Here is a 25,156-nt window from a genome sequence, read left to right as displayed (position 1 = left end):
ATTTAGAAAGGAACCTTTCGTTCGATTGGACGAGGTTCCTTTTTTACTTAATGATAATAAATTGAGGTAAAATAATGATATGAACAAATGAAGGGATTGTGGAAAGTGGCTAATAACGAAGAAGATGTCAAAAAGCAAATGGAAGTCTCTGGTCAAAATTATTCCGATGATAAGTTCTGGGATAAATTAAAGAAATTTGCCAAAAAGGCGGGTTCATCCGTCGTATATGCAGTTTTGCTCTTATACTATACACTTCAAAAGCCGGAAGTACCGGCTAAAGCAAAAACGATCATTATAGGCGCTTTGGGATATTTCATCCTGCCATTAGATTTAATTCCTGATGTTACGGTTGGTGTCGGGTACACGGATGACTTAGGAGCGTTAGGAGTCGCGCTATTGCAAGTTGCTATGTACATTGATGAGGACATAAAAAATAAAGCAAAAGAAAAACTTAAAGATTGGTTTGGCGATCACGTCGACACATCAGATATTGACAAAAAGCTTGTTTAAAGGATTTTTAGCGGGAAATTGGGAGGAATAATAAGATGAATCGAAAAGCAGTTGTTGCTGGGGCGACCGGCTTGGTAGGAAAGGAGCTCGTAAAGCTTTTATTAAACAATCCGGCATATACAGCTGTTACGCTTATTGTCCGGCGGCCAACAGAGATTGCCCATCCAAAGCTGCAGGAGAAGATCGTCGATTTCGACCGATTGGAGCAATCCGATGTAGATTTGGCGGGAGCGGATGTGTTTTGCACTCTTGGAACGACGATTAAAAAAGCAGGCAGTCAAAAGGCTTTCCGCTTGGTAGACTATGAATATCCGCTGGCACTTGGCCGAATGGCAAAAGCCCAGGGGGCGAAGCAGTTCCTCATTATTACATCAATGGGAGCAAATCCTTCATCCCGGACATTTTACATTCGCGTGAAGGGAGAGGTTGAGAAGGAATTGCGTGAACTTGGTCTTTCCGCATTACATATTTTCCGGCCATCGCTTTTACTTGGTAACCGGGAGGAGTTTCGATTCGGAGAACGCATTTCGGCAGTCCTTTCTAGTATACTGTCACCGCTCTTCTTAGGAAAACTGAAAAAGTACAAGCCTGTACATGCGGAAACAGTAGCAGGTGCAATGCTTCGTATTGCGCAAAAAGGCATTTCAGGAATCCATGTATACGAATCAAACCAAATTGTACAAGCATAGCTAGCTTAGAGGTTTCCGGATATTTTTTTAGACAGTATAATCAGGGATGGGAGATGAGACAAATGAATAAAAAAGACATCGCTAATATCCGCAAGGAATTTAAATTGGACAATTATCGAATGAACATTCGTGAAATCTTCAATGTTTACGTTCAAAAAGAATCAGGAGAGATTTATCACCAAGTCAGCCAGCCATTTCAAATGTTAGAACAGGAAACGCAGGAATTGTTTTTGAAAAACTTTAAAAAAGTTTTGACAGGCCAACTTGATGCCAAATTGTTTGAGCTGAAGTTCACGCGTGATGTGGAAGACAGCACACAATCATTCCTCTACGAAGGATTGCAGGCGGACTCGGAAGACTGGCAAGAATACATGCTGGAAATTGTCACAAAAATGTTTGCGCGTGGGGCTTATGAATTTGATACAGTTGTAACATTTATTCGGGCGGAATACCGAAAACAGACGAAGAAGCGGAACCAGGAGTCCGAAGTAGGCGGGGATGATGAGGTTTATTCCAGCGGAATTATCCTTTGCAGCCTCAATAAAACCGATCAACCGAAAAAGGCATTAATGTTTGATTATATCGAGAAAGAATTCAAATCCTATAACTTTGTGGATCCTATTATTAATTTAGACTCCCCATTATCGGGTTTTCTGTTCCCTGCTTTTAATGACAATGCAGCAGATGTGAATCATATTCTTTACTGTGCTGGGAAAGCAAATCAACCTGATTTCACATTTATTGAAGAGGTTCTCAATTGTGAAGACATCATTACGGCTCAGGAAGATAAGGACAGTTTTGATCAGGTCTTAAAAGAAGTAATAGGAGACGAAGTAGATTCCGCCGTTATTTCAAATGTTTACGAGGAAATCGATAGGGTAGTACAAGAGAATATAGAAAACGAGGAAAGTGAAATTCCTACATTAGACTATCGGGACATCGAACGGATCTTAACAGTCAGCGGTGTCGAAAATATCGATACGGCCAAAGTGGAACATGCTTTCAAAAGTGTCGTAGCGGACGAAAAACATGAATTCAAAGCGAGCAGTTTAGTTCCAAAAACTATAAAAATCAGCACCAAGGTTGCTGAGGTAACCATCAACCCGAAAGACTTGAAAAATGTCAAATATATCACCTTCGAAGGAAAACGATGCTTATTGCTCGAAGTTGATGAAGAGGTGGTCGTGGAAGGATTTCGATTGGAATCGACGACACTCTAGTTGGATTGGAAAGATTATACACAATAAAAAAACTGCTGGGAGAAGAATCCCAGCAGTTTTTGAAAATTATGTATATATGTATAGGAGGAAATATCATGAAAAACAAGATAAAAGAAAAGATGCTGAAAGGTGAAAAAACTTTGGGCACTTTTCATGTAATGGGAAGTGCTGCTGCTGTTGAGTGTTTAGGATATGCAGGACTTGATTATGTGGTCGTCGATTCAGAACACGGACCATTCGATGTGGAAAGTGTTCAAACGTACATACGTGCAGCTAAATTGGCCGGTATTACTCCGCTTGTTCGGGTTAAAGACGGACATCGAAACTCTATTCTAAAGATGCTGGATGTAGGTGCAATGGGCTTAATCATTCCTAACGTACAATCTGTTGAAGATGTAAAAGACATCATAAAATACGGAAAATATTTTCCAATCGGTGAACGCGGCATTGCTCCAACCAGCGGCAGCTCATTCTGGTATACAAACTATGCTTCACAAGGATTGGGCCATTATTTCGAAGTCAGCAACAACGAAACCTTAATCATCCCACAATGTGAAACACTTGGCTGCTTGGAAAGTATTGATGAAATCGTAGGCCTTAATGGTGTAGACGGGATCTTTGTAGGACCGTTTGATCTGTCAACTGCCTTGGGTAAGCCAGGACAATTTGGAGCAGCGGAGGTAAAAGAGGCTATTAAAAAAATCCTTGATGCCTGCAAAAAAGCAGGTAAATTTGCCTTTATCTTTGCTGGAACTGAACCGGATATTCAGAAAAATTTTGAAATGGGATTCGATTCCGTTGCCTATAGTATGGATGCAATCGTCTTAACAGAAGCCTTTAAGAAAATTATCGCGAACACAAAATAGAAATTATAAATCTGGATGAAGATGAAGGCTACAAAGGGGCTTATAGCCCTTTTTCTTTTTATTTGACATGAAACGGGTTTCATAATTTAGACTTATAAATGAATTGAAGCAAACGGTTGTGAATACAAATATTTGGGAATGTTACAAAGAAACGAACTTTTTAATATTATATTTTGAAAGTGGGACAGAATGTGAAACAAAGCGTGATTTTTTTCGATATAGACGGAACGCTGCTTGACTCAAAAAAAGAGCTTCCTGCAGCAACCAAAGAGGCTGTTTTTGAATTAAAGGAACTGGGACATGTTGTCGCAATTGCTACCGGACGGGCTCCTTTTATGTTTGAAGATTTGCGAGAAGAATTGGATATCAACACATTTGTCAGCTACAACGGACAATATGTTGTGTTAAACGGGGAAGTTTTATATACCAATCCACTGAATACGACTTCATTGGAAAAACTAACGGAAACGGCGCTTATAAATAATCATCCCGTTGTCTTCATGGACCATGAGGATATGAAAGCCAATGTGCCGGACCATGCCTACATTAATGAAAGCATTGGAACATTAAAAATTGATCGAACTCCTACGCACGACCCGCACTATTACAAAGGGCGAGACTTGTTTCAAACGCTCCTGTTTTGTACGGAAGGTGAAGAAAAGCAATACGAACGGGATTTCAATGACTTTGATTTTATAAGATGGCATCCTCTCGCTGTTGATGTTCTTCCAAAGGGAGGGTCAAAAGCAAAAGGAATTGAAAGGATCGCTGAAAAACTAGGAATTCCTCCGGAACGGCAATTTGCCTTTGGCGATGCACTGAATGATATGGAAATGCTCACAACCGTAGAGAATAGCGTGGCAATGGGGAATGCAGAAGAAAAGGTAAAAAAAGCCGCAAAATATGTAACCAAATCCGTTGATGACAATGGAATTTTCCACGGCCTGAAAATGGTCGGGTTACTATAAAGGAATGGCAATCTAAAGAAAAGAAAAGAAACAATTTCTAAACTAGCGATTAGAAATTGTTTCTTTTTTTTATTTATCAGGAAAGTATAAATTCAACTACGCCTCATGAACCGTCCTAACGGACTCGCCAATCGGCGAGTTTTTATTTAATGTAACCTCCTGTTCATCGTCAGTTCACACAGCGATTATAAACTAAGGATGTCATTAAGGAATTGGAGGTATGAACATGAACATTGCTTGGAAAGAAATGAAGAAAAATAAAGCACGGTTTTTGATATTAGGATCAATCATTTTTCTCGTCAGCTTACTCACGTTTATTATATCTGGTTTGGCCAATGGATTATCACAAGACAATGCAGCATTAATTAAAAATCTGCCCGATGGAACATTTTATATGACCAAAGAGGCAGATAAAAACTATAACCTTTCAAGAATAAATCACAGTATCCAAGAAAAAGTTTTAAACAAGCAAAAAAACGCTGCAGCTATTTCTATTCAAATGGGATTTTTGAATGACAGTGATGGGAAGCAGCGAAGCGTTGCCTTTGTTACATCGACTGATTCAAGGCTGTTTAAAAATGTGAAAAAGGGAGAAATCATCCTGGACAAGTCGATGAAAGAAGATGGTATTAAAATAGGCGAAACTTTTACTAACAATCAGTATAATGGCAAGTTTGTTGTTAAAGGCTTTGTGGACAACGAAAAATTCAGCCATGCACCAGTTGCCTTTATCAATATGGAGGACTACAAGGAAATGTACCGGGTTAACGATATGCAATTGATCTTTATACCTGGAGGGGATGGAGCACAATTCGCAGGCTTACAAGCTTTTTCTAACAATCAGTTTCTGAGCACGATTTCGAGTTATAAAGCGGAACAGATGTCCCTTAATATGATCATCTGGTTTTTGGTAGTCATTAGCGGCATGTTGTTTGCCATTTTTTTCTACATGATGAACGTTCAAAAAATCGGATTGTACGGAATTCTTAAAGCCATTGGTGTCAAAACGAGTGCGTTGTTTAAAATGATGTGGACTCAAATGGTTTTTATAACAGCCATTTCGCTTAGTTTATCTGTTGCTTTAAGCCAAATATTTAATATGGCGGCACCTAAAGGATTGCCTTTTCATCTAACCCTTGAAACAACCGTACAATTGTCCATCATTTACCTATTGATTGGCTTTATTGGGGCTACACTATCGGGTATACAAATAAAAAAAGTCGAGCCATTGCAGGCGATTCAACAAGGAGAGATATAATATGACTATATTTACAATTGATGAAGTACGGAAAACTTTTTCAAGCGGTGAAATTAATGAGGAAATCCTGAAGGGAATTAACCTTTCTTTAAAAGAAGGTGAGGTAACCGCCTTAGTGGGTGCGTCAGGCTCCGGTAAAAGCACACTCCTTACGATAGCGGCAGGACTCCAGCCGGCATCAGACGGGCAAGTAATATTTGAAGGGCAAAATATAACTACGATGAGTTCAGAGCAGGTGCGAAAAATCCGAGCTAATCATTTCGGGTTCGTGTTTCAATTTGCCCATTTGGTACCCTTTCTGACCGTAGAAGAACAGTTGATGCTAATGCTGAATGTATCGGAATCTAAACTAAAGAAACGTGAGCAAAAAAAGGAAATTGCTAAGATCTTAAAATTAGTTGAAATGGATCATCGGAAAAATGCCTACCCAGCTTCTTTATCCGGTGGGGAAAGACAGCGGGTTGCCATTGCCCGGGCCATAATCCATAAACCAAAAGTCCTTTTTGCAGATGAACCCACTGCCAGTTTAGATTCAAAAAGGTCTAAAGATGTGATGACGTTAATCAGCAATTTAACAAAAACGCTTAACATAACAACCTTAATGGTGACTCATGATGAGGAAATGCTGTCATTTGCTGACCGTATTATTAAAATGAGTGATGGACAGATTTTACCAAGTGCAGTTTAATTTTTACAGATAGAAAAAATAGGAGAACCATGAATGCCAAATATTTTAATTGTTGACGATGATCTCAATATATTAAAGCTATTAAATATTCACTTAACTGAACAGGGCTATACGGTATTCCAGGCGAAGAACGGAATGGAAGCATTGGAGATGCTGAAAAAGGATGCTTGTGATTTAGCAGTAGTGGATGTAATGATGCCATTTATGGATGGCTATGAATTAACAAAAGAGATTCGTAGAGATAACGACATTCCAGTTATTCTTTTGACGGCAAAAAATCAAATCGAAGATAAAGAGCAGGGATTTAAAGCCGGAACAGATGATTATCTCGTTAAGCCCTTTGAACCCAGGGAGTTAACATACCGTATTAAAGCGTTGTTAAGGCGATATGATCATCAAATAGATGAATCGATCCTCAGAGTTGGCAGTACAACAATCAACAAAAAGAGCTATGAAGTTCAGAGTGGGAACCGAACATTACTCTTGCCTTTAAAGGAATTTGAACTTTTATATTATCTTGCATCTAATCCTAAGCAAGTTTTTTCCAGAGAACACCTAATTGAACAAATCTGGGGCTTGGATTATGAAGGGGATGCGCGAACCGTAGATGTTCATATAAAAAGATTGCGAGAACGGTTTTCTAAGCTGACGAATGACTTCCAAATAAAAACAATCCGTGGTATCGGATATCTATTGGAGGTCCAACATTAATGAAAACACTTTATGTAAAATTTATCGTAATTACGATTGGAATGATGTTGATAAGCTTTATCTTAGCTTTTGTCATCTCCAATATCTATTACCAGCAAAAATTGAAGCCTTATAACGACGATAAAAACACAAAGGTGGCATTAGATATTGCTGCCTTTGCTGAGGGGCATCCTGAAATTAGCCTGACAGAGTATCTAAAAAGCATCACTAAAGTCGGTTATCAAATTTACCTTGTAGATAAGGATGGAAACCGAACCTTTTTTGGTGATCCTTTTCGGGATAAAAGTCTTCCCGTTTCCATTCAACAGGATGTATTAAAGGGAGATATTTTTCACGGGATGCTTCATTTTCCACAGGAAACATTTGTTACAGGCTTTTTTGCTGATGAACTAAAGAATACGATCGGTGTTCCATTGCAACATAAAGGAAGAAGCTATGCTCTTTTTATTAGGCCGGATATTAAGTTCCTTTTCAACGAGATGCACATTTTATTTGGTTGGATCCTTGTACTGGCCATTACTTTGACCATCGTGATGGTCCTAATTAATACAAAATATTTAGTGAAGCCAATTTCTAACCTGACAAAAGCCACAAAATCACTGGCAAACGGCGATTTTAATGTGGAATTGGATAGTACACGCCATGATGAGTTAGGGGAACTTTCCGAGAGTTTTTCGCGGATGGCGAGAAAATTAGCACAAATGGAAGACATGAGAAAGGAATTTATCTCGAATATTTCACATGATATCCAGTCGCCGCTTTCCAATATTAAAGGATATACGAACCTATTAGAAAATCAATCGTTAAGTAAAGAAGAAAGAGAACAATATTTATCCATCATTAATGGTGAAATTAGCAGGCTTTCCACCTTAACAAAGCAATTATTGCTTCTCGCCTCGCTAGATCGAAATGAGGAAATTTTAAGGGAAAATCCATTTAATGTTGGCGCGCAAATCAAGGAATTGGTGCGAAATCATCAATGGGCAATAAATGAAAAAGAGATAATGCTAAGCTATTCCCTGCCGGATATCGAGATTGTCGGGGACCCCTCCATGCTGAATACAGTCTGGGATAACCTTCTGTCCAATGCCATGAAATATAATCGACCAAATGGGACTATTGATATTTCCATTGAAAAAAGAGGACAATCCGTTTACGTGACTTTTGAGGATACAGGAATAGGGATGAATAATTTGGAATTAGAAAGGATATTTGACCGCTTTTATCGGGCAGACAAGGCACGGACACGAACCATTGAAGGGACAGGGCTCGGTTTATCCATTGTTAAGACAATTATCGACCTGCATGGTGGTCACATTGATGTAAGAAGTAAAGAAAATGAAGGGACTACTTTTATAGTTGAATTACCGGTTGATTTAAAAAGAGAATAGCTGACTAAAAGTAGCTATCCTCTAAATGTTAGAACGTCTGAATAATCTTTCTTGCTGAATCTATTCCGTTTTCAATGCAATCAGGGATTCCCACGCCATAGTAAGAACAACCGGCAAGGATAACCCCCGGGTAAGCGGCTGCCATTTTGCTTTCGAGTGCTTCGACACTTTTAGGATGGGTAATCAAATAATTTGGCATTTGCTCGGTCCATTTGGTGATTTCACTGTCAGCAGGCTTGGCGGTAATGCCAAGGGCTTTGTTAATATCGCCAAGCGCAACATTGAGTAGCTCTTCTTGGTCCATTTCCTTTAATGTAGCGAAGGAAGGGTGGCTGCTTTTATAAAACAATCTGACAAGCAGGTTCCCTGATTTTGATGTATGCTCCCATTTCCGACTTGTCCAAGTGCAGGCGTTGCAGGACAACTCATCTGTATTCGCGGCGATAAACCCTGTTCCATCAGCAGGTAGGACACTGTCAGGCACGTCAAAGCCGACATACACACTAATCAATGAGCTGTTTTTCAACCCAGCGAAATCTTGTGACAGGTTCGGGTCAGTGATTAAGGATTCAGCAGCCGTATGAGGAATACTAAGGATAACGTAATCCGCATCGATGATTTCCTGATTGTTTAGAACCACTTGGTAATTGCTGCCTTCTTTTTCTATTTTCGTGACATTTGTATTTAGTAAAATTTCCGCTTCATCAAGCTTTTCCTCAAACGCATCTATAAGCGAGCCTAAGCCATTTTGAAAAGAAAGAAACTTCCTTTCTCCGCCTTTAAATTTCTCCTTATTGGCTTCAAGGCCCTTGATGATACTTCCGTATTTTTCTTTATAATCGATTAAATAGGGAAGGGTAGAGGCGATAGTTAAGTCACTAAGCTTTCCGGAATAGACACCGGATAGGACAGGGGCAATTTGTTTTTCAACCAATTCCTTTCCAAGAAAATGCTCCAGAAAAGAACCGATAGAGTCATTCTTGGTGAACGTTTCATCTTTTGTATAAAAATCCTTCAGTGCCGCCACTTTTCCTTCGGCAGAAACGAGTGTGCTTTTTGCAAGCGATTCAATACTTGCGGGAATACCGAAAACAGCATCATCCGGAATGGGCTTTAATTCTCCATCAATGTATATATAGGAACGACCTGTTGCATTGTAAACAACTTGCTTTTCTAAACCTAGTTCTTCAATTAAAGGCATTGTCTCCATTTTCCGGGAGACAATGGAATCTGCACCCGCTTCCATTACGAATCCATTTTGGTTGACGGTTCGGATTTTCCCGCCAAGGTGCTGGGACGCTTCAGCCAATACCAGCCTCAGGTCTGATCCGTTTGTCTTCTTCCATTTTTGCAATTCATACATGGCTGATAGTCCCGTAATACCGCCGCCAATCACTACGACTGTTTTCACTGCTGCCACCTCTTAAATATTTCATACTTCGTCACTTTTTTAAGTTTACCATACCTCGGTAAAAAACATTTATATGCTCAATGGTTTTTTGTAGGATGGCAACGGTTTAAAAACGCTCTGATTTTTCCGGATATTATTAGCTAAATTACAACAATCTAGAAATAATGATTGGGGATATTCCGATAACACAATTTCGTTTTATAAAGGGGTTCATTATTATGGTAGAGTTTTTTCAAGAATTTAACCCTATAACTCAAGCATTCATAGCTACTCTATTTACCTGGGGAATGACTGCAATTGGAGCAGCCCTGGTTTTTGCCACGAAAACAATCAACCAGAGGTTAATGGATAGTATGTTAGGATTTGCGGGCGGTGTCATGATTGCGGCCAGCTATTGGTCATTGCTGGCTCCGGCCATCGAAATGTCGGGAAATAATCCTATAGGGACTTGGTTTCCGGCAGCCTTTGGATTTTTAATAGGAGGCATTTTTTTATGGGGCATCGATAAGATTTTACCCCATCTTCATCCGAATGAGCCGATTGGTAAAGCGGAAGGATATCATCCGAAAGGGAGAAAAAGAAGTACATTGTTGGTACTCGCTATCACATTACATAATATCCCAGAGGGGCTGGCAGTCGGGATTGCATTCGGTGCACTTGCAAATGGAGGAACCGAAGCGTCTTTAGCCGGAGCTTTGACGCTGGCCCTTGGTATCGGTATTCAAAACTTTCCTGAAGGCGTTGCGGTTTCCATGCCATTAAGAAGAGAAGGAATGTCCCGTAGAAAGAGCTTCTTATACGGTCAATTTTCGGGTATGGTTGAACCGATAGCTGCTCTCATTGGTGCATTTGCTGTCGCATTTATTGAAACGTTATTACCCTATGCATTGAGTTTTGCGGCTGGGGCCATGATCTTTGTGGTGACGGAAGAAGTGATTCCAGGTTCGCAAGAAAATGGCAATAAAGATCTGGCTTCCATGAGTTTAATGGTTGGTTTCGTGTTGATGATGATTCTAGATGTGGCATTAGGTTAAAACTTATAAGAGAATTTTTGGGATTCATCAACCGGGTGTGAATGAAAAATAGGTTGCAATCAAAATATGTCAAGCAAGTTGACATTTAATAACGGAATTTTGTATAGTAAGTGGCGAAGAAGATGATTGGAGTGAATCGTTTGAGTTCCGCCTCTGGATTACAAAATTTAGACCTTATAGATTTATTAAGCGAGCGTCATACTTTGGTCAGAAGAATTTCGGAGAAAGCATGGAATGATCAAAGTGATATATATATTTCAAATTCTGAGTGGTATATCATGGCCAGAATTTATAAAAAGAGGCCTACCATCTCGTATGTTACAAAAAACGTAGACATTTCCCGTCAGGCGATCCATAAATTTATGAAAAACCTTGCTGCAAAGGGATTAGTGGAAATCAGCAATGCAGAAAACAACAGAAAAGAGAAGTGCATCCAGTTAACAGCCTTAGGTGAAGAATGCTACGAAAAAAACGCGGCTCTTAAAGAACAGTTTGAGAATAAAATTGCAGAAAAAATAGGTGCAGAGCAACTAAAAATTCTTAAGGCACTATTAAAGTTAGATTGGGGAATAGAATAATCATTGCTAGTCTAAAGAGAAACCTCCTCTTGTTAATACAAGAGGAGGTTTCTCTTTCGTTGAAAATAACTAATTATTTTCAGTTATTAAATCAATGATCATTTCATTTATTTCTCCAGAAGTCGTATCAAGAGAAATAGCTAATTCTTTAAATAGGATACTTTGTATTGTGTCCAAAAGTTTACGGTCTTGTTCATAAAGCTTTCTTCCGCGTAATTCGACATCAATTTTTTGCCTCATAAGCGTATTTACCAATTTGGCAATTTCTTTTCGATCACCTGAATTTACAATATTCGAATATAACTGGTGACGGATGTTAGGTTTGTCATTCCATTTTACCCCAGGATATTTAAAGGACTCAATTATTTCATTTGCTTCCTCACTATCAGGAAGTTCATGCATAACTACTTTACTATTATGAACTGGAGTACTTATTGTTAATTGATTATTGCCTTCCGTAGGATGTAATACATAATACAGGCTTGTTTTACCAGATACTGTTTTTTCACAAATATCATCAATTTTGCATATGCCATGTACGGAATAGATGACCATATCTCCAATACTAAACATTTGATCACTCCAATTCAAATTGATGTCAACTAAGTTGATAATAACATAATACCATTTAAAAATTTTTTTGTCAACTTGGTTGACGTTAGAAAAAATTTCTTGATATAGTTAGCTGGTCCGTTAGTATGTGGGGGTGTGCAGCGGGATTGGAATACAAGCTGATTGGAATGATTGAAATTAATCGGCTGACTTTGATAGCAAAATTAGTTCCTGGATTGTTACCTAAAATCGGTAAGTCATATTGTATTGATTGGTAATATTATTTTCGCAGTCGCCATTTCGGCCGCAACACCTGCATGGCAAATTGTCATGGCATTTATGGTTTTATTCTTTGGGTTAACGATGGTAACAATTCCATCACAAACAAATGGACTTAATGCATTGCCGCGTGAGTTTTATGCAGATGGCTCTGCTGCTATGAATACACTCAATCAAGTAGCTGGTGCATCAGGTACAGCGATTGCCATTACGCTGCTTACTGCTGGTCAAACTGGCTTCGTTAGCGATGTTCCAGATGCCTCACAAGTGGAAATATTAGCGGCTGGTGTAAAATATGCCTTCTACTTTGTTACAGGAATTTCAGTTGTTACGTTAATCTGTTCTTTCTTTGTCAATAAACCAAGCGAAGTTAAGGCACAGTCTCAAATTGCGGTGAAATCAACAGCAATTGTCCGCAACTAGCAAAAGCTAAATTTTTTTAGAAACCATTCGTAAAAGTGTTTTTTACGAATGGTTTCATTTTTTATAGGCAATGTTAAGGATGATTTTATTAGAAAGAGTAATTATAAGAAGAAGTAGCTGCTGTAAGGTTCTTACTATAGAAACAATTGATAACATAAATATCAGTCAAGGAGATCATAAATGTGAACGCGATTAATACTTCGAGAGATGTAGCTGAAGAAAAACAAGAAACGGTCATGAATAAAATATTAGGAGTAATCAGTGGAAGTTTTGCGCCTATTCTAGGGGTTCTTGCTGGATCTGGACTAATTTCAGCTTTATTATCAATTCTAATGACATTAGGGTGGATATCTCCTAAAAGCGGAACCTTTGCCATTCTTTCTGCAGCTGGACATGCTATTTTTTACTTCTTCCCAGTTTTTCTCGGCATTACATTAGCAACAAAGCTTGGAGCTAATGGCTATGTCGGCGGTGCAATCGGTGCTGCACTTTTGGAACCCCATTATACGGATTTAGTTGCATCAAAAGCTCAAAACGTAGATTTCTTAGGGATTCCGGTTATATTAGCAAACTATTCCTCAACCGTTTTTCCAATATTAATTGCTGTTTCCATATACGCAGTATTAGATAAGTTTTTGAAAAAAGTAATATATAAAGACTTACATATGTTTTTGAATCCACTTATTTCTTTAGCTATAATCGTTCCCTTAACCGTACTTGTTTTTGGCCCTTTTGGTACATATGTGGGAGGGGGCTTAGCATTTGTGATCAAATTTTTAAGTGCAAAAAGCGGCATTTTGACAGGAGCAGTTCTGGGGGCTGCATGGTCATTCTTGACCATATTAGGTCTTCACTGGGCAGTTGTTCCAATCATGATTGCGAATCTGGCAACTGGCGGTGACCCGATTAGCCCGATGGTAGCAGCAGCTCCATTTGCCCAAATCGGGATGGGTCTTGGGGTTCTCTTAAAAACTAGGGATCGGGACTTGAAAACACTAGCCGGTTCAGGGCTTATTCCTAGTGCCTTAGCTGGTACAACTGAAATCATTACATACGGCATTCTAGTGCGTTACAAACGAACGATGGTGATTGTGGCAATTGCAGGAGCAATTGGTGGAGCGATTAATGGGGCATTTGGTGTAAAAGGGACTGCCTTTGCTCTCCCAAGTTTCTTGTCTATTCCTGTCTTTACACCAATTGGACTCTATTTAATTGGGACTATTGTGGCGTTAATACTTGCACTGGTTCTTACATTAGTGATTGGCTATGAAGGAAAGAATAACGCGGTAGCTTCTAAAACTGTTAAAGAATTTGGCTTAGCGGATGTAAAGAGAGAAATCATTTTAAGTCCGTTAAGCGGAGAAATTATTCCTTTAAGCAAATTGGAAGATCCGTTGTTTTCAACTGAAATGGTAGGAAAAGGGATTGCGATTGAACCATCCAAGGGTGAGGTGGTTTCCCCGGTGGATGGTATGGTTACCACTCTTTTTCCAACTGATCATGCTATAGGGATTACATCAGAAGATGGGGCTGAAATCTTAATTTATGTTGGGGTGGATACCATTAATCTGAACGGACAATTTTTTACTGCGCATGTAAAACAATGGGATACCGTTAAAAAGGGAGACTTGCTGATTCAATTTGACATTGAAAGAATTAAAGCAGCTGGCTACGATGTTAAAACTCCGGTAGTCATTACCAATTCCGGTCAATATTTAGATGTGATTCCAACTAAAGACGTGAGTGTCGAAATGAAAGATGAATTAATCAGACTTATTGTATAACATAGAAGGTGAGGGATCGTTCCTCACCTTTTCCTCGGGTTGAAATAATTTATAATGATAGTAATAAACAGATAACGAAAAATTAAATTTTAAAGGGCCTGTCTACTACCCGCATTAAAGGTGCTAGCGGACAGGTCCTTTTTTATGTCATGGTGTCGAAATTTTTGTCATATTTTTCTACATAAAATTACAATTACATTACAAATCCGACAGTTTCATTGTTTTTAGTCTAATGGGAATATAAACTAATAATAGATTAAGAAATTGAAATAATAATAGGAAGCTAGAGGAGATTTGTGATGATAAGAAAACTATTTACATATACAGTATCGGCTGTCGTCCTCGCATCTTTGATACAAGCAACACCTGCTTTTGCAGAACCAGGAAATGTCACACAAAGCCAAATTAATGCGACTCAAGGGCATGTCGATGACCTTGAAACACAAGTTCAACAATTAGATAACCGAATTAACTTAGCGATAGAGAATAGTCAAAAATTGAACGACCAAATTCAAATTCAACAAGGGGAAATCGAAAAATCCAAGGTTGAAATTGAAAAAGCAAAAAATGACTTGGAAGCTTACAAACAGGCTTACTCCGAGCGGTTAAAAAGCATTCAGGCAGAGGGTAAAATCTCCGTCGCCGCATACGCAGAAGTTTTGCTTTCATCTAATAATCTATCTGAGTTTTTAACACGCTTTTCAGCGATTTCGCAAATTATTCAAAATGACACGGACAAACTGAACGGGTTAAAGGAAAAACAGCAAGCATTAACAGATGCAGAAGATAAACTGCAAAATGAGTTAGCTAACTTAAAAAAGAGCCAGGTAGCATTAGCTGCTGAACAGAAACAGATTGAAGAAGATAAAGCTGCAGTTGGGCAGGCATTGGCGGCAGCCCAAACCCAATTACAAGACCAACAGGACCAATTCGCTGCTCAACAAGAGGCAGAGCGTCAGGCTCAAATAGCAGCAAGGGAAGAGGCAGAGCGTCAAGCACGCTTGGCTCAGCAGCAACAGCCACAGGTGCAGCAGTCTTCCGTCAAAACTGCTTCAAACCCAGCGCCAGCGCCAACGGTTGCCGCTGCCAGTCCATCTGATCCCGATGCGGCAAATAAGGTTATTTCTTATGCAAAACAATTCTTAGGCGTTCCTTACGTTTGGGGCGGTTCAACACCAAGCGGATTTGATTGTTCTGGATTCACATCGTACGTGTTCAGAAATGCAGTAGGGATCAATCTTCCGCGAGTGTCCAGTTCCCAGCAGGGGGTTGGAACGAGAATCTCACCAAGCCAAGTGCAGCCAGGTGATTTAGTATTTAGGGGTAACCCTGCTTATCATGTCGGTATTTATATTGGAGGCGGCCAGTATATCCATGCGCCGCAAACAGGTGATGTGGTGAAGATTGCATCTTACGACCCGTCTAAATTCTCAAGTGCATCTAGAGTATTGCGCTAAAAGAAGTATACAATAGCAATGGTGAAAATATGGAGAAAAAACGCTTAGAGTAATTCTGCTCTTGGCGTTTTTTTATTATAGTAAGTTCCAAATATTTGTTTGTTTAATAAATTAATTATTGATTTACTGAAAATGGATATGCTAGGATAATAGTATAAATGTAAACGATACCAAGTGACTATGGTTAAGTATCTTGGACAAATGCTATGAATAGACAAGGATGCCTGATTATTTGGCATCCTTTCTCTAATAAACTGCAGTTTAATATTTTTTTAAAGGGATGATATCAAATGAAAAAGGTTCGTTGGGGTATTTTAAGTACTGCAAAAATTGCCCAAAGAGAGTTAATCCCTGCATTTGGCCGAGCGCAAAATGCGGAAGTGGCGGCTATCGCCAGTGGCAGTGGAAAAGCGGAGGAAGTAGCGGCGAAGTTTAACATTCCAAAAAGCTACGGCAGCTACGAGGAACTTCTTCAAGACCCCGAGATCGATGCTGTTTATATTCCACTGCCTAATCATTTACATAAACAATGGACGATGGAAGCGGCAAAGCATGGCAAGCATGTTCTTTGCGAAAAACCAGCGTCGATAACTCCTGATGAAACAAGGGAAATGGCGGAGTTTTGCCGGGAGAAAAATGTGAAATTTATGGAAGCCTTTATGTATCAGTTTCATCCGCAGCATGAACGGGTCCGGGAAATTATTGCCTCAGGTGAAATCGGTGAAGTGAAATACATGCGTGCTAGCTTTTCATTTTTACTTGCCCAGCGGGAAGGGAATATCAAAATGGATAAGCAAAAAGGCGGCGGAAGTATTTATGATGTGGGCTGCTACTGTGTCCATGCGATTCGCAATGTATTGCAAACAGAACCTGTCGAAGTCCATGTTCATGCCAACATCGACCCGGATCATCAGGTCGATACTTCAGCATTTGTCTACATGAAACTAGAAAATGGAATGACTGGTTATTTTGATTGCAGCTTTGATATGACATTTAGAGCTGAGTATGAAATTATCGGAACGGAAGGGAAAATTCAAGTCCCACGAGCATTCCGCCCAGACCATCAAGGTGGGGAAGGCCAAGTCATTATTCAGAAGGAATTCGTTAAAAGAGAAGAAAAAATTACCGGCGATATTTATAAATTAGAGGTCGAACATATTTCAAACGTCATTTTAGAGGATGGTGAACCATCCTACACCGCAGAAAATTCAATCAATAACACAAGGGCAATACAGGCTTGTTATGAATCCATTAAAACCGGTCAGATTGTACAATTGACTTAATCCCAGAAATCTAAAGCCGAGAGATGTTCTCGGCTTTTATTTATTAAGTTTATAATTTGTAATATCGGCGAAGTAAGTAAGAAACCCATTTACAATGAGGATGATTTCGAATATTTTCAATTAATCCCTTCACTATTGCATGACTAAAAGATTGTTCTCCTAACTGCTGCTTTAACAGAATCAATGATTCTTTCTCAATTGGCTCTTCTATTTCTGCGATTTTTTGTTCAAGAGTGTCTAGGATTTGTTCCTTCGTTATTTCTTCATTCATGGGCTCCATCATGTGGTGAAGCTCCATAGAAACAAATGGCACGGTGGCGTTGTTAGCCAGCAAATTTGTTTTTTCCACAAGGGAGTCAGCCAGTAACTTCAAATCTACTGGAATGCTGTAGAAAACAAATAAATGAGAATACATATTCATAAAGCTTTTTATCGAATACATTAAGTCATATTTTATCTCTTGGACTCTGCCCCCGTATAAACGTTCAATCATCGAAAGGATAGTGTCCTCTAATAATTTGTCATAAGATCTCATTTTTTGAATGAGCTCTTTATTCAGTGTTTGCGACTGCTCCTTCATGAGTACCTTGGCAAAGTCAGAATGCTTGTGAAAAGACTGATAAATTGAATAATAAAATTCGTATAAAAGCTGCTCATCGTTAGTATCTCTGACTATGCGGTCAATGTCGGTAACAACCTGCATCATAAACTGGTCGATTAAAGCAATAATCAATTCGTCCTTTGACTTAAAAGACAGATAAAAAGCTCCTTTAGATATACCGCAATGCTCAGTAACTTGCTGTACCGAAGTGGCCTCAAACCCTTGCTCCGCAAAAAGCTCCAGCGCTTTTTCCATAATTAATTGTTTCTTGATCATCTATTGACCTCGCTCCTATGGTCTTTCATTGACAAATGACTGATTGGTCATTATTATAAGGAATTGAGTTCATTAAGTCAATTTAGGGCAGGTGTAATAGTGAAAGGGTTAGTCAATTTTGTCTTGAGAAATAAATTAGCAGTTTGGTTATTGACTATCATCATTACGGTATCTGGTATTTATTCAGGTATACGAATGAAAACCGAGATGATTCCCGATATTTCCATTCCGTACTTAATGGTAACGGACGTTTATCCTGGTGCCACCCCAGAACGTGTCATGAAGGACATCTCCATGCCAATTGAAAAAGCGGCGGAGGGCCTTGATCACGTTAAAGCCGTTTATTCCAATTCCTATTCAAATATGGCGAGCATCCAGGTGGAATACGAATATGGTATCGATATGGATGAGGCAAAGCGCGAATTAAAATCGGCATTGGATTCTTTGAAATTGCCGGAAGGGGCGCAGAAACCAACGACAACTGCGATCAGCATGAATATGATGCCTGTCGTTGCGCTAAGTGTCAGCAGTTCAAAAGAGGATATTGTTGAGCTTACATCAACCGTTGAGGAAAGCTTGGTTCCTAAAATCGAGAAACTTGATGGTGTAGCATCTGCAACCATTACCGGTCAGCATATTGATGAAGTTGACCTTACCTACAATAAGGCTAAAATGGCTGAGTTAGGTTTAACAGAAGATAAAGTAAAGCAAATGATTCAAGCAAGCAACATGGCCGTTTCCTTAGGACTTTACCAGTTTAAAGAAGGGGAGCAGGCTGTTGCGATTGATGGAAAGTTCATGACTGTGGATGAACTAAATAATATGCTAATTCCTGTTACACCATCAGCTGCTAATCCATCACCGGTTGTGAAACTTGGCGATATTGCTGAGGTTAAAACAATCGGTAAGGTGCAATCGATTTCCCGAACAAACGGTAAAGACGCGATTGCTATTCAAATTGTCAAAGCTCAGCAGGCTAATACTGTTGAAGTTGTTAATAAGGTAAAGAAACTAATAAAAGATGAAAAGGCCAAATATGATGGGCTTACTATCGATGTAACCCTTGACCAAGGAAAACCAATTCAGGAATCTGTGAATACGATGGTAGAAAAGGCCGTATTTGGCGGGTTGATTGCAGTTCTAATCATCCTATTATTCTTGCGTGATTTTAAATCGACGATTATCTCTATCATTTCAATACCAGTTTCGATTCTCATGGCATTGTTGATTTTAAACTGGATGGATATCACCTTGAATATCATGACGCTCGGCGCGGTAACTGTCGCGATCGGCCGGGTGATCGATGACTCAATAGTAGTCGTCGAAAATATTTATCGACGCCTGCATCTAAAAGAAGAGAAGTTAACTGGGCGCGCCTTGGTCCGTGAAGCGACTATTGAAATGTTCAAGCCGATTATGTCCTCGACATTGGTAACGGTCGCTGTTTTTGCACCGCTGATTTTTGTTGGCGGTATGGTTGGCGAATTGTTTACACCATTCGCGTTAACGATGGCATTTTCACTCGGGGCTTCCTTGCTCATAGCAATTACCATCGTGCCGGCTCTTTCGCATTTCTTATTCAGGAAAAAGTTATACAGCGAGAAGACGGCCATCCGTCATAAAGATGCCGGGGAGCTCGCTGAATGGTATAAGTGGTTTTTGGAAAAAGCCCTTAACCACAAGGTCATTGCTTCTATTTTGGCCATTCTTTTATTAGCCGGGAGTTTGGCGTTAACGCCGTTAATCGGTTTTAGCTTCATGGGCAGCGAAGAAGACAAGGTCATGTACTTAACGTACACACCAAAAGCCGGTGAGCTTCACGAGCAGACATTGGAAAATGTAAAAGCGGTCGAAGAAAAAATGCTGAAACGTAAAGATATTGATATTGTGCAAATATCCATTACCGAAGAAGGCGACCCGCAGCGGGCCATGATGGGCGGGGGATCAAAAGGGGGCTTAATGTACCTGATTTTTGATCCGGATACGGAGAACTTCCCGTCCGTCAAGGAGAAGATTGAAAAGTATGTAACAGGTCTTGGACAATCAGGAACATGGAAGAGCCAGAACTTCTCAGCCATGTCAGGATCGACCAATGAAGTAAGCTATACGTTCTACAGTGAAAATTTAAATAAACTGAATGATTCAGTAAAAAAAGTCGAATCAGTTCTGAAGAAACATAAAGATTTAAAAGATGTGACTTCAACTGCCGAAGATGCTTATGTGGAGTATACCTTCCGAGTTGAACAAGCCCATCTGCTAAAGTATGGGCTAACAACTGGCCAGCTTGTGATGATGTTAAATCCACAGAAAACGAAGGATGTTTTAACAACTGTTGAAAAAGACGGGAAGGCATTAGATGTCATTGTACAACAGGAACAAACGGCCCAGCCGGAATCTATCGATGAGATGCTTTCTAAACAGGTACCGACGGCAGTGGGGGCAAATGTGCCGCTCTCTGAGTTAGTTACTGTCAAGAAGGGGACCACGATGAATACATTGGCGCGTAGTAAAGGTGAATACTATGCGACCGTTTCAGCAGCAATCAAAGGCAAAGACCTTTCGAAAGTAACCTCTAAGGTGGGAAAAGAAATAGATAAATTGGATCTCCCTAAGGGAGTGACCGTTGGCGTTGCCGGTGTCCAAGCAGATATGACGGAAACCTTTACCCAGCTAGGAGCGGCCATGGCAGCAGCGATTGCTATCGTCTACTTCATCCTTGTTGTTACTTTCCGTGAAGGCGTTGCACCGTTTGCCATCCTATTCTCACTGCCATTTGCAGTGATTGGTTCCTTTGTAGGTTTGTTAATTGCTGGGGAAACCATTTCCGTTTCAGTCATGATGGGGCTGTTGATGCTGATTGGTATCGTTGTTACGAACGCCATCGTTTTGGTGGACCGGATTATTCATATGGAACGCGATGGCTTGAGTATGAGGAAAGCTGTTTTGGAGGCCGGAGCGACACGTCTTCGCCCAATCCTCATGACCGCTATTGCTACCATTGGAGCGTTAATCCCATTGGCACTTGGTGAAGGTGGTGGAGGACTAATCTCGAAAGGTCTTGCCATTACTGTTATCGGCGGATTAGCAAGTTCAACGCTATTAACCTTAATCGTTGTTCCAATTGTGTATGAAGTGCTGTCTAAGTTATTTAAGAAAAATCGTAGAGAAATAGAAGAAAATTAAAAATCTGGGCCCTGCAAGATGGAGTGAGTATCTTGCGGGGTTTTTGTTTTTAGTTCATCCATCCGCATTCTTATCTAAGATTTTTTAACGTGATTCGTCACAATCATCCGGGGAGGTGAAATTTTGGCACACCAAGCAGACTTTTCCCAGCAGCCATTCATTTTGTGCATGATGATTCGAAAGTCAAAAGGGCGGTCAAGAACGGTGGCAAGCTCAATGCCCTGTTGGATGAGATATCTTTTTCCTGGAATCATTTTCTCTTTTACAGCGATTAAAGCTTGTTCAATAGTTTCATATTTTTCCAGCCTCATTTTGATAATGGACTTCATAAACGGGGCCGTCGATCTTTCTTAAACGAACAATTCCTGTTCCAACTCTTCCTTTATTGGGTTTAATAAACAGAGTAGGATAGGTATCTATCCTACTGATTACCCTTTGTTCCCTAAACCATTCAATAACCGGAACATCACAGGAATGTTGGTAAGAGTTGCTCCAAAACATGGCTACTTAACAAATGTAGGTTAAGGAGGAACATCATCCAGGATATATCCGTTCTTTCGCTGAATGTGGCTGAATGCTTGACTCATAATTTGCCTCACTTGGCTGACATGGGCCTAGACATAGGCCTTAAAAGAAGGGTTTCCATACTTTATAGAATGCAATTTTAGACCCCACAGATACATCTTTCTGGAGGCAGATTGGTTGATGAACGGCAATTAACTTATACAAGGCCAATAGGGTATGCGGGTTTTTTATTAGAAAAAAATAGAATGTATTGCTAAATAAAAAAAATTAGGGAACTATTTGTGGTTCCCTCATTTTTTATTTATTAGATCATTACCTCATCCCAACGCAATTCAGCCTCATTCTTTAAACTTGCAATATGCAGGGTTAGAGTACCTAAAATGGTCGGAAGGTCTCGATTCTTTATAGCTTCGAATAATGTTCTGTGGTCCTGATGCCTCTTTTTGGTGCTCTCTAATGATGTAGAATGAACAATTCTGGACAAGGAAACATGTGTGTTTAAAGAAGTATAAATTTCCAATACCTTTCTATTTCCAGCCCACTCAACTAACATCTTATGGAACTTCATGTCCAGTTTGCTATACATGTCAAAAGGGAAGGGGTTCACTTCAAGCAGTGAGTCCATCTCATGGACAATGTTCCCCCACTCGTTCACTTGCTCATCTGTAACAGTATTTGTTATGCGCTGTGCTGCCCATGTTTCAATCATTAAACGGGCATCAAGAATGTCAATAAAATCAGTAAAATTTACTTGCGTAACATATGTTCCTTTTCTTGGGATGATTTCAATCAGTCCATCATGAACAAGCTGATTGATGGCATCTTTTACAGGAGAACGGCTTACCCCAAACTCGTCCGCTAATTTATGAATATCCAGCTTTTCGCCAGGCAGATATTTTCGACCAATAATTTTACTACGTAAAACATCATAAACTTGTGTAGTCAAAAGTGAGGTTTCAATTGTTGACAAGTTCATACTCCTCCATTCATCAGTGGATTCAAATCTAAAAAATTCAAACAGAACTGAAATGTTACATATTAGATTAATATAATGAATAATAGATAACTTTTATTATAGAATTTTTTTCATAAAAAAGGAAGCTAATATATTTTGTATATTTAGTAAACAAAATGTAAAAAAATGTGTTGACGTAGGAGAGTTGGGGACTGTATCCTAGAGAAGTGATATGTAACATTTCACATATCACAATGAAATGTTGAATGATAGCGCAATCAATATTTTCAATTTTTCGACTCCGGGAGGGTGGGAAACATTTCTCCCATACTGTCTTAGCGGAACATTGAAGAGAAGAATTGTATCAACTTTTAAAGGAGAAAACATCATGAAAAGTATTGTTTGTGAAGAGCCCTTTAAATTTGTCATGAAGGATGCTGAGATTCCCACAATAAATGAGGGGGAGGCGTTAATCAGGATTCGCCGAATTGGGATTTGCGGAACTGATTTTCATGCGTACAGGGGCCGTCAGCCATTTTTTACATATCCTCGGATTTTGGGTCATGAACTATCCGGGGAAGTTGTTGAAGTGCCAACAAATGAAGCCGGTTTCAAAGTTGGCGATTATGTTGCCATCATTCCTTATTTGGAATGTGGAAAGTGTGTAGCCTGCCGCAGTGGTAAAACAAATTGCTGCACTGAATTAAAACTGTTCGGTGTACATATTGATGGTGGGATGCAGGAGTACTTGGCTGTTCCGATAAGTCATCTTATGAAAACAAATGAGATTACTTTGGAACAGGCTGCAACGGTGGAATGCCTTGGTATCGGTGCCCACGCAGTAAGACGTGCCGAGATCCAAAAGGGGGATCTTGCGGTAGTCATCGGTGCTGGTCCGATTGGATTAGGTGTCATGAAATTCGCTAAACTTGCTGGCGCTAAAGTCATTGCCGTGGATATGAATCAACAGCGTTTAGATTTTTGCCGTGAGTGGGCAGATGTGGATTTCACAGTGAACGCAAGTGATGATGCTTTAGAACAAATTAATGAAATAACAAATGGAGATATGGCAAATCTCGTCTTCGATGTAACTGGAAATGTGAATTCCATGAATAATTCGTACACATATGCATCAAGCGGCGGACGTTTGCTCTTTGTCGGACTGGTACAAGCCGACTTTACTTTGCCAGACCCAGAGTTTCATAGAAAGGAACTTACCTTATTATCTAGCCGGAATGCGACAAGAGAAGACCTTGAGTACGTTGCGAAAACGATCAAACAAGGGTACATTAATACAGATCAATTTATAACATCAAAAACATCATTTGGTGAAATCAATGACAAATTTGAAATGCTCATGGCACCTGAATCTAAAACAATCAAGGCCATGATCACTTTATAAAAAACAAATAAAGGGGAGAATATTGTTCATGAAAAAGTTAGGAATCATTTTAGCATTATTTCTTGCCATTGGTTCAATTTTAGGCGCTTGTGGCAAAAAAGAAGAACAGGCATCAACATCAAAAGAGGCTGACAGCAAAGACACGTCTTACACAATTAAAGTTGCTAACTATTATGCCCCAGACCATCCGCAAAACAAAGCATTGACTGAAAAATTCAAACCGCTTGTTGAAGAAAAATCTGGCGGATCATTAAAAGTTGAAATCTATGAAAACAACAAGCTTGGTGGCGAGAAAGATTTCTACACTGCTGTTCGTAACGGTACAGTTGAAATGGGACTTCCGGGTATGATCATGCAGGCCGACGTTCCGAAAATGGGAGCAATTGAATGGCCATTTTTACTTAGAGATTTCAAACATGCAAAAGCAGTATTAGATGGACCAGTAGGAAAAGAATTGACAGACGAGCTTGCAAGCAAACATGGTGTTCATCCGTTAGTATGGAGTGCAAATGGATTTAGAATGGTTTCTTCCAGCAAAAAGGTTGCTAGTATGGAAGATTTCAAAGGTCTAAGACTTCGAATGCCTAACACACCTGTATTTGTGCAATTAGGCCAATTATTAGGAGCCAACGTTTCCCCAATGCCGCTTTCAGAAGTATTTACGGCGCTTGAAGGAAAAGTAGTAGACGGTCAAGATAACCCAATTGGGGTTGTCAGATCTTCAGGCTTCTATGAAGTTCAAGATTATATTTTAGAGTCCCGTCACGGTTTTACACCAAACATTTTAATTATTAACGAAAACTTCTGGAAGAAATTATCCGATAAGCAAAGAAAAGCGATTGAAGAAGCAGCGAAAGAATACTCAGACTATGAGTGGAAACTATCTGAAGAAAGCTATGAAGCTGACAAGAAGTTCCTTGAAGAAAAAGGTATGAAATTCATCACTCCAGATGACAAATTCAAGAAGCAAATGGAAGATGCGGTAAAACCGATGTATGACGAGTATTACAAACAATATCCATGGGCTAAGGAAATGGTTCAAAAGATTAAAGATACAAAATAATCCATTGATTGAGAAGGGGCTCTTACTTTGGCCCTTCTCAATTTTTGTA

At 39.6% G+C, this 25,156-nt stretch carries 23 protein-coding genes; 18 read left to right on the top strand and 5 right to left on the bottom strand.

Going from position 1 to position 25,156, the window contains the following annotated elements:
• Positions 1-138 precede the first annotated feature (138 nt).
• The 9 genes from ACFPA1_RS25470 (at position 139) to ACFPA1_RS25430 (ending at position 8,301) form a co-directional block, all read left to right on the top strand.
• Positions 139-510 carry a YkvA family protein gene (locus ACFPA1_RS25470; RefSeq protein ID WP_378587853.1) on the top strand — a complete coding sequence of 124 codons (372 nt, stop codon included), beginning with the start codon at positions 139-141 and terminating at the stop codon, positions 508-510.
• 35 nt (positions 511-545) lie between these two features.
• The gene (locus ACFPA1_RS25465; protein WP_213146586.1) at positions 546-1,199 is read left to right on the top strand and encodes an oxidoreductase; all 654 of its coding nucleotides are present in this window, start codon (positions 546-548) and stop codon (positions 1,197-1,199) included.
• Positions 1,200-1,261: 62 nt separating this feature from the next.
• Positions 1,262-2,419 carry a DUF4317 domain-containing protein gene (locus tag ACFPA1_RS25460; RefSeq protein ID WP_378587048.1) on the top strand — a complete coding sequence of 386 codons (1,158 nt, stop codon included), beginning with the start codon at positions 1,262-1,264 and terminating at the stop codon, positions 2,417-2,419.
• A 95-nt stretch (positions 2,420-2,514) separates the two neighbouring features.
• Positions 2,515-3,285 (top strand): HpcH/HpaI aldolase family protein, encoded by a 771-nt coding sequence (locus ACFPA1_RS25455; RefSeq protein ID WP_378587045.1) that lies wholly within the window; start codon positions 2,515-2,517, stop codon positions 3,283-3,285.
• A gap of 191 nt (positions 3,286-3,476) precedes the next feature.
• On the top strand, positions 3,477-4,253 hold the full coding sequence (locus ACFPA1_RS25450; protein ID WP_378587043.1) for a Cof-type HAD-IIB family hydrolase: 777 nt from the start codon (positions 3,477-3,479) through the stop codon (positions 4,251-4,253).
• 226 nt (positions 4,254-4,479) lie between these two features.
• On the top strand, positions 4,480-5,511 hold the full coding sequence (locus ACFPA1_RS25445) for an ABC transporter permease (protein ID WP_378587041.1): 1,032 nt from the start codon (positions 4,480-4,482) through the stop codon (positions 5,509-5,511).
• A gap of 1 nt (position 5,512) precedes the next feature.
• Positions 5,513-6,199 carry an ABC transporter ATP-binding protein gene (locus ACFPA1_RS25440; protein ID WP_378587038.1) on the top strand — a complete coding sequence of 229 codons (687 nt, stop codon included), beginning with the start codon at positions 5,513-5,515 and terminating at the stop codon, positions 6,197-6,199.
• Between the two features lie 33 nt (positions 6,200-6,232).
• Positions 6,233-6,910: a response regulator transcription factor gene (locus ACFPA1_RS25435; protein WP_378587035.1), complete on the top strand. Its 678-nt coding sequence runs from the start codon at positions 6,233-6,235 to the stop codon at positions 6,908-6,910.
• Complete coding sequence (locus ACFPA1_RS25430; protein ID WP_378587032.1) at positions 6,910-8,301, top strand: sensor histidine kinase; 1,392 nt, start codon at positions 6,910-6,912, stop codon at positions 8,299-8,301. Before ACFPA1_RS25435 ends, ACFPA1_RS25430 begins: the two co-directional genes overlap by 1 nt.
• Before the next feature lie 28 nt (positions 8,302-8,329).
• Here the strand turns inward: ACFPA1_RS25430 and ACFPA1_RS25425 are convergent, their stop codons facing one another.
• Positions 8,330-9,712 (bottom strand): protoporphyrinogen oxidase, encoded by a 1,383-nt coding sequence (locus ACFPA1_RS25425; protein ID WP_378587029.1) that lies wholly within the window; start codon positions 9,710-9,712, stop codon positions 8,330-8,332.
• A gap of 218 nt (positions 9,713-9,930) precedes the next feature.
• On the opposite strand from ACFPA1_RS25425, the gene ACFPA1_RS25420 reads away from it, so the two are divergent.
• Together ACFPA1_RS25420 and ACFPA1_RS25415 are read left to right on the top strand one after the other, a co-directional pair.
• The gene (locus ACFPA1_RS25420) at positions 9,931-10,746 is read left to right on the top strand and encodes a ZIP family metal transporter (protein WP_378587026.1); all 816 of its coding nucleotides are present in this window, start codon (positions 9,931-9,933) and stop codon (positions 10,744-10,746) included.
• Positions 10,747-10,868: 122 nt separating this feature from the next.
• Positions 10,869-11,324, top strand: a complete 456-nt coding sequence (locus ACFPA1_RS25415) for a MarR family winged helix-turn-helix transcriptional regulator (protein ID WP_378587023.1) — start codon at positions 10,869-10,871, stop codon at positions 11,322-11,324.
• 69 nt (positions 11,325-11,393) lie between these two features.
• On the opposite strand, the gene ACFPA1_RS25410 is transcribed toward ACFPA1_RS25415, so the two are convergent.
• Complete coding sequence (locus ACFPA1_RS25410) at positions 11,394-11,897, bottom strand: CarD family transcriptional regulator (RefSeq protein WP_378587020.1); 504 nt, start codon at positions 11,895-11,897, stop codon at positions 11,394-11,396.
• A 246-nt stretch (positions 11,898-12,143) separates the two neighbouring features.
• Here ACFPA1_RS25410 and ACFPA1_RS25405 point away from each other — a divergent pair, with 246 nt between their 5' ends.
• The 4 genes from ACFPA1_RS25405 (at position 12,144) to ACFPA1_RS25390 (ending at position 17,102) form a co-directional block, all read left to right on the top strand.
• Positions 12,144-12,578 (top strand): hypothetical protein, encoded by a 435-nt coding sequence (locus ACFPA1_RS25405; RefSeq protein WP_378587017.1) that lies wholly within the window; start codon positions 12,144-12,146, stop codon positions 12,576-12,578.
• Positions 12,579-12,760: 182 nt separating this feature from the next.
• Complete coding sequence (locus ACFPA1_RS25400) at positions 12,761-14,362, top strand: glucose PTS transporter subunit IIA (protein ID WP_378587014.1); 1,602 nt, start codon at positions 12,761-12,763, stop codon at positions 14,360-14,362.
• Between the two features lie 299 nt (positions 14,363-14,661).
• Positions 14,662-15,819 (top strand): NlpC/P60 family protein, encoded by a 1,158-nt coding sequence (locus ACFPA1_RS25395; protein ID WP_378587011.1) that lies wholly within the window; start codon positions 14,662-14,664, stop codon positions 15,817-15,819.
• Between the two features lie 290 nt (positions 15,820-16,109).
• The gene (locus ACFPA1_RS25390) at positions 16,110-17,102 is read left to right on the top strand and encodes a Gfo/Idh/MocA family protein (RefSeq protein WP_213146599.1); all 993 of its coding nucleotides are present in this window, start codon (positions 16,110-16,112) and stop codon (positions 17,100-17,102) included.
• A gap of 49 nt (positions 17,103-17,151) precedes the next feature.
• On the opposite strand, the gene ACFPA1_RS25385 is transcribed toward ACFPA1_RS25390, so the two are convergent.
• On the bottom strand, positions 17,152-17,979 hold the full coding sequence (locus tag ACFPA1_RS25385; RefSeq protein ID WP_213146600.1) for a TetR/AcrR family transcriptional regulator: 828 nt from the start codon (positions 17,977-17,979) through the stop codon (positions 17,152-17,154).
• Between the two features lie 99 nt (positions 17,980-18,078).
• Here ACFPA1_RS25385 and ACFPA1_RS25380 point away from each other — a divergent pair, with 99 nt between their 5' ends.
• Positions 18,079-21,162 (top strand): efflux RND transporter permease subunit, encoded by a 3,084-nt coding sequence (locus tag ACFPA1_RS25380; protein ID WP_213146601.1) that lies wholly within the window; start codon positions 18,079-18,081, stop codon positions 21,160-21,162.
• Positions 21,163-21,236: 74 nt separating this feature from the next.
• Here ACFPA1_RS25380 and ACFPA1_RS25375 read toward each other — a convergent pair whose 3' ends face one another.
• Both ACFPA1_RS25375 and ACFPA1_RS25370 read right to left on the bottom strand, forming a co-directional pair.
• Positions 21,237-21,491, bottom strand: a complete 255-nt coding sequence (locus ACFPA1_RS25375) for a YheC/YheD family protein (RefSeq protein ID WP_213146602.1) — start codon at positions 21,489-21,491, stop codon at positions 21,237-21,239.
• 500 nt (positions 21,492-21,991) lie between these two features.
• On the bottom strand, positions 21,992-22,657 hold the full coding sequence (locus ACFPA1_RS25370) for a GntR family transcriptional regulator (RefSeq protein WP_213146603.1): 666 nt from the start codon (positions 22,655-22,657) through the stop codon (positions 21,992-21,994).
• Between the two features lie 373 nt (positions 22,658-23,030).
• Between ACFPA1_RS25370 and ACFPA1_RS25365 the strand changes: the two genes are divergently transcribed.
• A complete protein-coding gene (locus ACFPA1_RS25365; RefSeq protein ID WP_213146604.1) occupies positions 23,031-24,044 on the top strand; it encodes a zinc-binding alcohol dehydrogenase family protein in 1,014 nt (337 codons plus the stop codon).
• A gap of 28 nt (positions 24,045-24,072) precedes the next feature.
• Entirely contained in the window at positions 24,073-25,107 is a 1,035-nt protein-coding gene (locus ACFPA1_RS25360; protein WP_213146605.1) for a TRAP transporter substrate-binding protein, read from the top strand.
• Positions 25,108-25,156: the final 49 nt, after the last annotated feature.

This window comes from Neobacillus sp. GCM10023253 (genome assembly GCF_042653105.1).
Lineage (GTDB): Bacteria > Bacillota > Bacilli > Bacillales > Cytobacillaceae > Neobacillus > Neobacillus citreus.
The sequence above is the reverse complement of the archived record's forward strand: the minus strand, read 5'-3'. Positions and strand labels throughout refer to the sequence as shown.